Origin of the sequence: Sphaerotilus sulfidivorans, assembly GCF_013426975.1 — a bacterium.
Classification (GTDB): domain Bacteria; phylum Pseudomonadota; class Gammaproteobacteria; order Burkholderiales; family Burkholderiaceae_C; genus Sphaerotilus; species Sphaerotilus sulfidivorans.
Window position 1 is genome coordinate 25,029 of sequence record NZ_JACCPY010000010.1, and the last position, 12,233, is coordinate 37,261.

The 12,233-nt window shown below is 69.3% G+C and carries 12 protein-coding genes; 10 read left to right on the forward strand and 2 right to left on the reverse strand.

The genetic code is table 11. The annotated features are described in order from the left end of the window. Positions 1 to 245 precede the first annotated feature (245 nt). The 10 genes from flhD to HZU84_RS08400 all read left to right on the forward strand — a co-directional run bounded on the left by flhD (position 246) and on the right by HZU84_RS08400 (position 8,986). Positions 246 to 569 carry a flagellar transcriptional regulator FlhD gene (gene flhD, locus HZU84_RS08355; protein ID WP_037481476.1) on the forward strand — a complete coding sequence of 108 codons (324 nt, stop codon included), beginning with the start codon at positions 246 to 248 and terminating at the stop codon, positions 567 to 569. Between the two features lie 38 nt (positions 570 to 607). Continuing rightward, a complete protein-coding gene (flhC, locus tag HZU84_RS08360) occupies positions 608 to 1,144 on the forward strand; it encodes a flagellar transcriptional regulator FlhC (protein WP_037481473.1) in 537 nt (178 codons plus the stop codon). Positions 1,145 to 1,372: 228 nt separating this feature from the next. Beyond that, positions 1,373 to 2,827: a glycosyltransferase gene (locus HZU84_RS08365; protein WP_149504372.1), complete on the forward strand. Its 1,455-nt coding sequence runs from the start codon at positions 1,373 to 1,375 to the stop codon at positions 2,825 to 2,827. A gap of 384 nt (positions 2,828 to 3,211) precedes the next feature. After that, positions 3,212 to 4,039, forward strand: a complete 828-nt coding sequence (locus HZU84_RS08370) for a class I SAM-dependent methyltransferase (RefSeq protein ID WP_244954311.1) — start codon at positions 3,212 to 3,214, stop codon at positions 4,037 to 4,039. Between the two features lie 48 nt (positions 4,040 to 4,087). Then, positions 4,088 to 5,485 carry a hypothetical protein gene (locus HZU84_RS08375; RefSeq protein ID WP_149504373.1) on the forward strand — a complete coding sequence of 466 codons (1,398 nt, stop codon included), beginning with the start codon at positions 4,088 to 4,090 and terminating at the stop codon, positions 5,483 to 5,485. A 146-nt stretch (positions 5,486 to 5,631) separates the two neighbouring features. Then, positions 5,632 to 6,489, forward strand: coding sequence for a flagellar motor stator protein MotA (gene motA / locus HZU84_RS08380; protein ID WP_037481061.1), 858 nt, complete (start codon positions 5,632 to 5,634; stop codon positions 6,487 to 6,489). 39 nt (positions 6,490 to 6,528) lie between these two features. Next, positions 6,529 to 7,476, forward strand: coding sequence for a flagellar motor protein MotB (motB, locus tag HZU84_RS08385; protein ID WP_149504374.1), 948 nt, complete (start codon positions 6,529 to 6,531; stop codon positions 7,474 to 7,476). Positions 7,477 to 7,512: 36 nt separating this feature from the next. Beyond that, positions 7,513 to 7,911 (forward strand): chemotaxis response regulator CheY, encoded by a 399-nt coding sequence (cheY, locus tag HZU84_RS08390; protein ID WP_037481055.1) that lies wholly within the window; start codon positions 7,513 to 7,515, stop codon positions 7,909 to 7,911. Between the two features lie 15 nt (positions 7,912 to 7,926). Continuing rightward, entirely contained in the window at positions 7,927 to 8,622 is a 696-nt protein-coding gene (locus HZU84_RS08395) for a protein phosphatase CheZ (RefSeq protein ID WP_149504375.1), read from the forward strand. 106 nt (positions 8,623 to 8,728) lie between these two features. Continuing rightward, a complete protein-coding gene (locus HZU84_RS08400) occupies positions 8,729 to 8,986 on the forward strand; it encodes an acyl-CoA-binding protein (RefSeq protein ID WP_149504376.1) in 258 nt (85 codons plus the stop codon). Here HZU84_RS08400 and HZU84_RS08405 read toward each other — a convergent pair. Both HZU84_RS08405 and HZU84_RS08410 read right to left on the reverse strand, forming a co-directional pair. Next, complete coding sequence (locus HZU84_RS08405) at positions 8,964 to 10,079, reverse strand: aminopeptidase (protein ID WP_310734037.1); 1,116 nt, start codon at positions 10,077 to 10,079, stop codon at positions 8,964 to 8,966. The genes HZU84_RS08400 and HZU84_RS08405 overlap by 23 nt on opposite strands. Next, positions 10,076 to 12,157 carry a molybdopterin-containing oxidoreductase family protein gene (locus HZU84_RS08410; protein ID WP_180692852.1) on the reverse strand — a complete coding sequence of 694 codons (2,082 nt, stop codon included), beginning with the start codon at positions 12,155 to 12,157 and terminating at the stop codon, positions 10,076 to 10,078. The genes HZU84_RS08405 and HZU84_RS08410 overlap by 4 nt, the downstream gene beginning before the upstream one ends. Positions 12,158 to 12,233: the final 76 nt, after the last annotated feature.

Consider the following 12,233-nt stretch of genomic DNA (forward strand, 5'->3'; position numbering starts at 1 on the left):
GAAAATCCACGAAATTTCACACTCGGAGCCATTTCGGGATATGCCGGCGCCCGAAATGTCCGACGCAGGATGACAGCCTGTAAGAAGTTGCCTGACACGCTAACGGAATCAGGGTGACGCGAGGCACGGAAGAGGGATGATGTTCCCGCCCAGTTCGGCTCTTCAGAATCCGCTCCATCGACACACCGCCCCGCAGCACAGCAGCCGCCGGGCAACCCCGACAGACACACCGCCAGGAGCAAGCCATGAATTCCGACCAGATCCTCGCCGAGATCCGCGAAGCCAACCTGTCGTACCTGATGCTGGCCCAGAGCCTGATCCGCGCCGACCGCGAGCAGGCCCTGTTCCGCCTGGGCGTCTCCGAGGAGACCGCCGCGCTGCTGGAGGCCCTGTCGCCGGCCCAGATGCTGAAGATCGCCGCCTGCAACACGCTGCTGTGCCGCATGCGTGCCGACGACGATCTGGTCTGGGGCCTGCTGACCAACCACGGCAAGAGCGCCGCCAACGAGGGCGTGTCGCGCCTGCACGCCAGCATCCTGATGGCCGGCCGCCACCGCGAAGCCGCCTGATTCCGGATCCGGACCCGCGACGCGAGGGGAACACGACCATGAAGACCAAGAGCATCCTCACCGAAGCCCGCCAGATCGAGCGCGCCGTCACGCTGATCAAGCTCGGCGCCCGCCTGCAGGTGCTCGAGTCGGAGACCGATCTGTCGTACGAGCGGCTGCTGCGCCTGTACAAGGAAGTCGCCGGCAAGTCGCCGAGCAAGGGCCAGCTGCCCTTCTCGACCGACTGGTTCATGACCTGGCAGCCCAACATCCACGCGTCGCTGTTCCTGAACACCCACGAATACCTGAACAAGGTGGCCGAGCTCGAGGAGATCGACACGGTCATCAAGGCCTACCAGCTCTATCTCGAGCAGACGCAGGCGCAGAACCTCGAACCGCTGCTGTCGATCACCCGGGCCTGGCGGCTGGTGAAGTTCGTCGACAACGGCATGCTGACGATGACGAAGTGCTCCAAGTGCGCGGGCAGCTTCGTCACCCATCCGCACGAGATCGCCAAGCACTTCGTCTGCGGCCTGTGCAACCCGCCGGCACGCGCCGGCAAGGGCAAGGCCAGCGGATCGCTGCAGCTGCACTGATCGATCCGCCCCACTGATCCCTGATTCTTGTCTCCTCCCTTGCACCTCGAGCGGTGCAGTTCGGGGCCCGGTCATGCCGGGCCCTTTTTTCTTGTCTTCCGGCTCGCCCCCGAAATGAACAGAAGCGCAGAAAAAGCTCAGGTCATGGCCGGATGAGCCGACAGGCGCGCGTGATCCACTCGTTGCGTTGAGGCGTCCCGGCGGACGCCATCCGAGCGGAGTGAGAACATGACGGCCACCATCTACATCTCGGGGCGGAACTGCGCCCGCTACGTGACGCGCAGCCTGCTGAGCCTGACGCGCCAGACCTGGCAGGACTTCCATGTGGTGTTCGTCGACGACGCCTCGACGGACGACACGGCCGCACAGGCCCGCGAGGTGCTGTCCCGCCATTTCGCCGGCCGCCATCGGCTGGTGGTCAACCCAGCGCCACAGGGCAAGGCCGCCAACGCCTTCGAGCTGCTCGGCCGCGACGGCAGCGAATTCACCGCGATCCTGGACGCCGACGACGAGCTGATCCACGAAGGCGCGCTGGCCCAGATGGCCGACGCCTATGCCCGTGGCTACGACATCGTCTGGACGCAGTATGTGACCGACGACGGTCGCCGCGGCGGCAACGGGCCGCTCGATCCGACCCGGGCACCGCGCGGCCAGCGCTGGCTGACCAGCCATTTCTTCAGCTTCCGCACCGAGCTGTTCGCGCAGGTCCCCGCCGCGCTGCTGCAGGACGACGAGGGCCGCTGGCTGCAGTGCGCCTGCGACTTCGCGATCGCCTTCCCGCTGCTCGACCAGACCCGCCGCTACCTGCATCTGCCGATCGAGGCCTACCGCTACACCGCCAGCAATCCGCAGTCGCACCACAACCAGGCCGGACCGTCGCAGGCATTGAGCTCGCCGGCCCAGCAGGCCAGCGCGAAGCTGGTGCTGTCGCGGCCGGCCCTGCCCTGCACCCGGCCGCTGGAGACGCATCCGGACAGCCTGATCCAGCTGACGCAGCGGCTGCAGGCCGCGCAGACTGCTCGCGCCGAGCAGATCGCCCGCAGCACCGAGCAGCGCCTGGCGCGGATGCCGTTCCGGACCCTGGCACTGCAGCGGCTGGTCCAGCAGGAAAAGGTGCCTGCGGCCTGGCTTGGAGATGCGGGCGGCTGGGCGCTCGATGCGGAGTTCCTCTCGCACATGATCGATGTGCTCGATCGCCATCCGCAGCCCCGGGTGCTCGAGTTCGGCTCCGGCCGCGGCTCGAAGATCCTGGCCACGCTGATCGCCAGCCGAGGCGGCAGCCTGCACTCGATCGAGCACGATGCGGTCTGGGCCGAGCGCACCGGCCAGGACTTCGAGCGCCACGGCCTGGCGGCGCACGCCCGGGTGCTGCACTGCCCGCTGATCGAGGTGAGCTTCTTCGAGCAGCCCGGCCGCTTCTACGACCTGTCGGGCCTGGACCCTGAACTGCGCTTCGACGTGGTGATCATCGACGGCCCGCCAGCCCAGACCTGCAAGCTCGCGCGCCTGCCCAGCCTGGCGGCGATCGCGCCCCAGCTCGCGCCGACCGGCTTCCATATCCTGCTCGACGACTACGAGCGGCCGGAGGAGCAGCAGATCGTCGAGATCTGGAAGAAGATCGTGCCCGACCTGCACTACGAGCGCCTCGACTTCGACAAGTCGGTCTGCCAGATCACCTCCTGACCCTCCAGAGCCGGGAGTCCGCCGAGGCGAACAGGCTGCGCCCGGACGTGAACAAGCTCGCAATCGTGGGCAGACTTTTTCCGGTTCCCTCAAGTCGAGAAGGCCGGGACCGAAACAGCTTGCAGCGGTACGGTCGTGAGCGAGCTCCGGACCGCTTCTCCCTGTGATCGTTTGCCAGTCTCCCTCGGTGTCAGAACACCGTTTGCACGGACCCGAGCCTCGCGCCCGGGTCCGTTTTTCTTGGGTCGCCAGATCGGCATGGGCGAAAAAACCGCCGGATAGATCAGCCTCCATCGCGGAGCGGACAGACGACCCCCCCCCTAGTCTCCAAGGCTGCCGAGGATGGCGTCCGCCTCGTTCCCGGCCCGCCCGGAGTGCCTGACCATGTCCGCCCTGCCCGACCTGTCCCGCCGCCAGAAACGCCGACTCGCCCGCCATCCGGAGCGCCACGGCCGCGCCCCTGAAGCTCGATCATCTGCGCGCCCCCGCCGCACCCTGCCCTGGCCCCTGCCCGCCCTGCTGGCCTGGGCGCTGGCCTGGAGCCTGTGGATCACCGCAACGTCGAACGGCCTGCCGGCGGCGGCCGGCTTCGTGCTGGCCACGCTGTCGGCCGGGCTGTTCGCGATCGGCGCGCGCACCCGGTGGCGGCTGCTGATGACGCTGGGCGGCTTCCCGCTGTCGCTGGCACTGTCCGGGCTGGCCCAGGGCGTGGCCGCCGCCCTGTGGCTGCTGCCGCTGGCGCTGCTGGCTGCGGCCTACCCGCTGCGCGCCTGGCGCGATGCACCGCTCTTTCCGACCGAAGCCAATGCGCTCGAAGGGCTGGAGACGCTGGTGCCGCTGCCCCCGATGGCGCGAGTGCTCGATGCCGGCTGCGGCCTGGGCCACGGCCTGCAGGCGCTGCAGAAGGTCTGGCCGGATGCCCGGATGGAAGGCATCGAATGGAGCTGGCCGATCCGGCTCGCCGCTGGCCTGCGCTGCCCGTGGGCCCGCATCCGCCAGGGCGACATGTGGGCCACCTCCTGGGCCGAGCATGATCTGGTCTACCTTTTCCAGCGCCCCGAGAGCATGAATCGCGCCGCCGAGAAGGCGCTGGCCGAGATGCGCCCGGGCAGCTGGCTGGTCAGCCTGGAGTTCGACGTGCCGGGCATGCGCCCGCACGCGCGCCTGCAGAACGAGGGCCACCGGCCGGTCTGGATCTACGCGATCCGCTGACCGGCCCACCCGATCGCTTCAAACCGCACGATCCCGGATTCATCCCGCATGTCGATGCTCCTGACCGACGACACTCCGGTGCGCTCGCCCCGCCCCCCGATCGAGATGAGGTGGACCGATCCGGCCGACCGCCTGCGCCGACCGGCCGATGGCCGCTGGCTCGCGGTGCTGCCACCGGCTCGGCAGGTGCTGGCGGTCGGCGAGGAAGCCGCGCTGCTGGCCCCGTGGCATCGGCAGCAGCATGCCCAGGCCCGCTGGCAGGCCATGCCGCTGCCGGTGGGCGGCGAGGCGCTCGCACCGGCCCTGCCACCGGCCGGATCGATCGACCTGCTGCTGCTGTCGCCGGGCTTCTTCGCGTTGACCGATGCCGACCGCTGGCTGGCGCGACTGGGCGAGTGCTGCGCACCCGGCGCCCGACTGAGCCTGGCGCTGGACAACGGCTGCACGCTCGAGCGCATGGCGCGGCTGCTGGAAGCCGGGACGGCCGCCGCCGGCGATCCTCAGCATGATCCGGCACGCGCCCATGCGCCGGCCACCGTCTACAAGCTGCTGCTCGATGCCGGCTGGCTGCCGCATCTGGCCGCGCACGAGCCGGTCGAGACCGCCGATCCGGCCTTCGCGCAGGGCGTGCGCCAGCTCGCCAGCCTGCTCGGCCTGGGCGAGGGCTGCGTCGACGAGGTGCACCGGATGCGCCGGCTGCATGTGCTGGCCCGCCGCGACGATGACGGCCGGGCGGCCGCAGCGCTGCCGCCACGCACGAGCGCGCCCTTCGCCGTCGTCGTGCCCACCACCGACGAGGCACAGCTGCGCGCCAACGTGCTGGCCTCGCCAGGACTGCGCGAGGTCAACGCCCGCATCGCGGTGTGCCGCGGCGCCGCCAGCCCCGGCGACGCGATCGTGCAGGCCGAGGCGGTCTGCGAGGCCGAGTGGCTGCTGCTGTGCCACCAGGACGTCTATTTCCCGCCCGGTTTCGGCCAGCGGCTTGCGGCCGAACTCGAGGCCATTCCCGCGCACGAGCGGCCGCGTACGCTGCTGGGCTTCATCGGCGTCGGCGTCGATGCGCAGGGGCAGCGGCTGATGCGCGCCGGCCAGGTCATCGACCGGCTGATCCACATGGACCATCCCGGCTCGGGCGTGGCGCTGTCCTTCGACGAGGTCGCCATCGTCGTCTCGCGCGGCTCGATCCACCGCATCGCGCCGGAAATGGGCTGGCATCTGTGGGCCACCGACCTGTGCCTGACGGCGATCTCGCAGCACCGGGTCATGCCGCGGCTGCTGTCGCTGCCGCTGTTCCACAACTCGCGCACCGGCTGGGGCCTGCCCGAGGCCTTCGTCGATTCGGCCGAGCGGCTGATCGCCCGCCATCCGGCCTTCGCGCCGATCCACACGCTGTGCGCGACGCTGACGCCGGAGTTCGTCGCGAGCCGGCGGGCAGTGCACCGCTGATGGACCGCGCGAGCCGCGCTTTTGCCGATCTTGCCTGGCTCAAGTGACCCGAATCCGCACCGATATGCAAATCATGCCTGCGATCCGCGCAACGCCCGAGGCGTGCTGCGCCGGAACGCTGAGCCTCCACTGAGGAGTCAGGATCCATGTTCGTCATCGTCGGGTGGCTCGTCGCCATCGGTTGCATCTTCGGCGTGTACATCGTGCACGGCGGCAACATCCAGGTCATCCTGAAGGCCCTGCCCTTCGAGATGATCACCATCTTCGGCGGCGCGCTGGGCGCCTTCGTCGCGAACAACCAGCCCAAGGTGCTCAAGGCCACCGGCAAGGGCCTGGGCGCCTGCTTCAAGCCCTCCAAGCACTCCAAGGCCCGCGCGATGGAGCTGCTGGCCATGCTCTTCGAGATCCTGCAGAAGACCCGCAAGGAAGGCCTGATGTCGATCGAGAAGGACATCGAGGATCCGCACAGCTCGGCGCTGTTCCAGAAGTTCCCGGTGGTGGGCAACGACCACCATGTGACCGAGTTCGTCTGCGACTACCTGCGCATGATGGTCTCGGGCAACCTCAATGCCCACGAGATCGAGTCGCTGATGGACACCGAGCTGGAGACCCATCACCACGAGGCCCACGCGGCCGCAGCCGCCATCGCCCGACTGGCCGGCGCCCTGCCCGCCTTCGGCATCGTCGCGGCGGTGCTGGGCGTGGTCAACACCATGGGCTCGGTCGGCCAGCCGCCGGCGGTGCTGGGCGGCATGATCGGCTCGGCGCTGGTGGGCACCTTCCTGGGCATTCTGCTGGCCTACGGCTTCGCCGAGCCGCTGGCCGGCCTGCTCGAGCAGAAGATCGACGAGGACGGCAAGGAGCTGCAGACCATCAAGACGGTGCTGCTGGCCTCGATGCAGGGCTATGCGCCGCAGATCGCCATCGAGTTCGGCCGCAAGGTGCTGTACTCGACCGAGCGCCCGACCTTCACCGAGCTCGAGCAGCACGTGAAGAAGAAGTGACGCGGGAAGCGATCGCGAGCATGAGCACGGGAGCACGCCATGGCCGGTGACGCCAAGAAACTGCAGCCGATCATCGTCAAGAAGGTCAAGAAGGGCGGCCACGGCGCCCACGGCGGCGCCTGGAAGATCGCCTATGCCGACTTCGTGACCGCGATGATGGCCTTCTTCCTGCTGATGTGGCTGCTCGGCTCCACCACCGAGGGCGACAAGAAGGGCCTGCAGGACTACTTCCAGTCGCCGCTGAAGATCTCGCTGCTGGGCGGCGGCTCCGGCGCGGGCGACGCCTCCTCGGTCGTCAAGGGCGGAGGCACCGACCTGACGCACACCCACGGCCAGGTCCGCAAGGGCGACATCGAGGCCGAGAAGAAGACCTTCAACCTGCAGGCGCTCAAGGCCACCCAGGCCCAGGCCGAGCAGGAGCGGCTGCATACACTCAAGCAGCGCATGCAGAACGTCATCGACGCCTCGCCGCAGCTGCGCTCGCTGAAGTCGCAGGTGCGCCTGGACATGACCCGCGACGGCCTGCGCATCCAGATCGTCGACGACCAGAAGCGGCCGATGTTCGACAGCGGCTCCGACATGGTCAAGCCCTACATGCGCGATGTGCTGCAGGCCATCGGCAGCGTGCTCAGCGAGGTGCCCAACCGGCTGACGCTGGAAGGTCACACCGACGCCAAGCCCTTCTCCGCCGGCGTGGCCGGCTACAGCAACTGGGAACTGTCGAGCGACCGCGCCAACGCGTCGCGGCGGGAGCTGGTCGCCGGCGGGCTGGACAACGACCGGATCCTGCGGGTGCAGGGCCTGGCCTCGAGCATTCCGTTCAACAAGCAGGATCCCCTCGACCCGGTGAACCGACGCATCAGCCTGATCGTGATGACTCGCGATGCCGAGGAGCGCTTCTTCTCGTCGACCGATGCCGCGCAGCCCGCAGAGGAAGGCGCAGCGCCGGATTCCGCTTCCTCAAGTCCGGCCTCGGCCGGTCGATAAACCCCACGCGGCCACCCTCCAGCACAAGGATCTGTCATGCCTTCCTACTCCGACCTCCGCTATCTTGTCGTCGATGACTTCTCCACGATGCGCCGCATCGTGCGCGGCCTGATCAAAGAGATGGGCGGCCAGTTCATCGAGGAAGCCGAGGATGGCGTCAACGCGCTGCAGGTGCTGCGCGCCAACAAGATCGACTTCGTCGTCAGCGACATCAACATGCCCAACATGGACGGCTTCGAGCTGCTCACGCAGATCAAGCAGGATCCGGCGCTGTGCCACATTCCGGTGCTGATGGTGACGGCCGAGGCGCGCAAGGAAGACATCGTGCGCGCCGCCCAGATCGGTGCGGCCGGCTACATCGTCAAGCCCTTCACCAAGGCGACCCTGGAAGAGAAGCTGTCGAAGATCATCCAGCGCATGACCGTGACGGCCTGAGCCCGGGAGCACGCCATGACACAGAACGTGCCCATGGTCGCCGCATCGCCCCAGGTGATCCAGCAGATCGGCGAGCTGACCCGGATGCTGCACGACACCATCGAGCAGCTCGGCGTGGTGAACGTGGGCGTGATGCCGGAGCTGCAGGCAGCCACCAGCGCGCTGCCGGACGCCCGCAGCCGGCTCAACTACATCGCCAACAAGACCTCGGACGCCGCCAACCGGGTGCTGAACTCGGTCGACGATGCCAAGGTCGAGCATCAGCAGCTGATGTCGGAATCGCGCCGGATCGTCGAGGCCATCGACGCGGACGCCGGCATCGACGCCGGTGTGCGTGAGCTGGTGCACCGCCACATCGGCAATCTGAACGCCTCGTGCGACCGGATCGACGAGCATCTGACCAACATCATGATGGCCCAGGACTTCCATGACCTGACCGGCCAGATCATCAAGAAGGTCGTGCGCGTCACCAACGAGCTCGAGGCCAACCTGGTCAAGCTGCTGATCGACCTGCATCCGGAGCATGTCGAGCAGGCAGTCGCCGAAGTGGCCGCCGCCGCGCCCTGCCCGGCTGCGCAGGCCGCGTCGGCCGTGCCCGCAGCCCCCGCCAAGCCCAGCGAGCTCGAGGGCCCGGTGGTCGACGGCACCCGCACCGACGTGGTCACCGACCAGAACGAGGTCGACGACCTGCTGGCCCGCATGGGCTTCTGAACACCGCCGGTCGCCGAGGCGACAGGATCCCGCCGAGGCCGTGATGCCCGGGCCCTACACTGGCCCGCCTGTCACGGCCTCGCCGTCTTTCCGGAGTTCCCTCGCCATGTCCGACCTGAATGCCCTGTTCCTGCAAGCCGTCGCCGACTCGAAGCAGCTGCCCGAGCGGCCCGACAACATGACGCTGCTGAAGATCTACGCGCTCTACAAGCAGGCCACCGAGGGCGATGCTTCGGGCGACCGCCCCGGCATGACCGACTTCGTCGGCCGCGCCAAGTGGGACGCCTGGAAGGCACTGGCCGGCACCGCCGGAGTGCAGGCGCAGCAGCAGTACATCGACCTCATCGAGTCGCTGAAGGACTGAGCGCGGCCAGCACCGCGTCGCGCTCGGCCTTCGGGCGCGCGGCCAGATCCTTCACCGCGGCATGGAAGCGCGGCCAGTCGCGGCCCTCGCGCTCGAACAGCGCCTCGAAGGCCGGCACCTGCTGGTTGTAGGCGGCCATCACGCCAAGTTTCGCGTTGCTGACGTTCTCGAACCAGGCATCGTAGGCCCGGTCGCCGCCCCACTGCCCGTCGCGCCAGCGTGCGTACTCGTCCCGCAGCGCGGCGATCAGCTCGGCCTTGCGCCGACGCTTGTCGTCGTCGGATGCGGTGCTCCGGTAGAGCGCATCGAGCCGCTCGCGTGCAGCCATCGTCATCGCGCGGAACTCGGCGCGGCGGCGGTCGGCCCGTTCGGTCTCGGCGATCAGATCGGCGCGGCCGCGCTGCTGCAGCCACTGGCGGCTGCCCAGCCGCTCGACCGCGGTGGCATAGGACTCGTTGAAGGGGGTGTCGTCGGCCGCGTAGGCGACCTGGTGCGCCAGTTCATGAAAGACCAGCCGAGCCAGTTCCACCTCGCCGTGGCGCAGGAAGGTGTTGAGCAGCGGATCGGCGAACCAGTCGCCCGGCAGCTTGCCCAGCGTCGAATAGGCCGGCACGCCATAGACATTGACCTCCCAGCCCCGGGCCCGCAGCGCGGCGGCCAGCGTCTCGGCCTCGGCCCGGTCGAAATAGCCGCGGTAGCCGACACAGCCCAGCACCGGAAAGCACCAGGTCTTGAGCGTGAGCGACAGCTCCGGCGCCGCCACCACGTTCCACACCGCTGCCGGCCGGCCGAGGTCGGCGTAGCGGCGGTAGCTGGCGTTGTCGGGCAGCGCCAGCGCGCGGCTGGCGTAGTCGCGGATCTCGCGGCCCAGCTCGAGCCGGCGGCGCAGGTCGGGCGCCAGCGCCGGATCGGCCAGCACCGCGTCGACCGGTCGCGCCGCCGCCAGCATGCCGAGGTGCCCGCGCACCGACTGCCAGAAGTAGCCCGGCCGCCAGGCCGAGTCGACATCGTCGGCGGCGGTGGTCGCGCAGCCCGCCAGCACCAGGCCTGCGGCGGCCAGCGCCATCGCGCGCAGCCCTGTCAGCGGCCTCACGCCGCCGCCTCCACCTCGACCAGCACATCGTAGAAGCACGGCGCCTGGCCGATGTCGGTGAGCTTCTGGTGCGTGAGCTCGTTGACATTGGTGCCGCGCACGCCGAGCTTGCGCCACCAGATGCCCAGCCCGTTGACCACGCCGGGCCGCGCGCGGGTGCTCACGCGCGCGGTGCAGTGGTAGCTGCCGCGATCGTTGAAGACGCGTACCGGCGCGCCATCGGCCAGCCCGCGCGCCGCAGCATCGTCCGGGTGGATCTCGACGATCGGCTCGGCTTCGATGTCGCGCAGGCTCTTCACGTTCACGAAGGTCGAGTTGAGGAAGTTGCGTGCCGGCGGCGAGATCATCGCCAGCGGATAGCGCGCCGCCAGTTCCGGCGCCGACGCGACCGACTCCCACGGCGGCACGAAGTCCGGCAGGCCCCAGCCGGGCACGTCGATGCGCACCCGCCCGTCAGGCGTCGGAAAGCCCCCGTCGGCGAACGGCGCATCGGGAATCGGCAGGCTGATCCAGCCAGGCGAGGCCTTCAGCGCCTCGAAAGTCACCGCGCCGCGCAGCGTCTGCGCGGCCAGCGTCTCGTCGCTGTCGCGGAAGCACGGCTCGTCGAAGCCCATCGCGGCGGCCAGGCGGCGGAAGATCTCGGTGTTGGGCAGCGCCTGGCCGAGCGGCGAAATCGCCGGCTCGTTCAGCAGCACGTCGGTGTGGCCGTAGCTGGTGTGCAGGTCGAGGTGCTCGAGCTGGGTCGTCGCCGGCAGCACCCAATCGGCGTGGTCGGCGGTGTCGGTCAGGAAATGCTCGAGCACGACGGTGAACAGATCCTCCCGCGCAAAGCCGCGCGCCACCTTCGGCGACTCCGGCGCCACCGCGACCGGGTTGCTGTTGTAGACGATCACCGCTTCGACCTTCGGGCCGAAGTCGGGCGAGGCCTCGCGCAGCAGGTCGTCGCCGATGGTGCTCATGTTGAGCGTGCGCGGCACGCGGCCGGCGAGCAGGTCCGGGCGCTGGCGCGCCGCGTCGTCGCGCACCGACGCGAACCAGCCCGAACTCGACAGCAGCAGGCCGCCGGCGCGGTGCCGCCACGCCCCCGTCAGGCAGGGCAGCAGCGCGATCAGCCGCGCCGCATTGCCGCCGCCGCGGGTGCGCTGCATGCCGTAGTTCAGCCGGATCGCCGCCGGCTGGGTCGTGCCCAGATCGCGCGCCAGCGCGCGGATCGCGTCGGCGTCCAGGCCGCAGACCTCGGCCGCACGCTCCGGCGTCCAGGCCTGCACCCGCTCGCGCAGGGCCACCCAGCCGGCCGCATCCACATGCCGGGCGATGTAGTTATGGTCGAGCCAGTCGTTCGCCACCAGTTCGTGCATCAGCGCCAGCGCCAGCGCCCCGTCGGTGCCGGGGCGCAGTTGCAGATGCACATGGCACTTGTCGGCCGTCTCGGTGCGGCGCGGGTCGATGCAGACCAGCCGGGCGCCGTTGCGCTTGGCCTGCTGCACGAAGGTCCAGAAATGCAGGTTCGACGCGATCGAATGGCTGCCCCAGATGACGATCAGCCGGCTCTCGGCGAAATGCCGCACCAGCATGCCGACCTTGCCGCCATAGGTCGCCGCCAGCGCGTCGCCGCCGGCCGAGGCGCAGATGGTGCGCTCGAGCTGCGAGGCGCCCAGGCGGTTGAAGAAGCGCGCCGCCATGCTCTCGCCCTGCAGCAGGCCCATCGTGCCGGCGTAGCTGTAGGGCAGGATGGCCTCCGGGTCGCGCGCGGCGATCGTCTTCAGCCGTCCGGCGATGTCGGCCAGCGCCTCGTCCCAGCTCGCCGGCTCGAAGCGGCCCGCGCCCTTCGGGCCCACGCGGCGCAGCGGCGTCAGCACCCGCTCGGGGTGGTAGGTCCGCTCGGCGTAGCGGGAGACCTTGGTGCAGAGCGCGCCATGCGTCGTCACATGTTCGGCGCGGCCCTGGATGCGCACGACCCGCCCGGAGGCGTCGTCCACGCTGACCTGCATCGCGCAGGTGTCGGGGCAGTCATGGGGGCAGGCGGCGCGGACGGTGCGCAGCGAGTCGCTGACGGGGGCGCGGGTGGGGATGCTCATGGGACGGGATGATTCCAGAAATCCACAGCTCAAGCAGGTAGTTCCCCCGGCCATGTCCCGATGAATACGCCTTCAG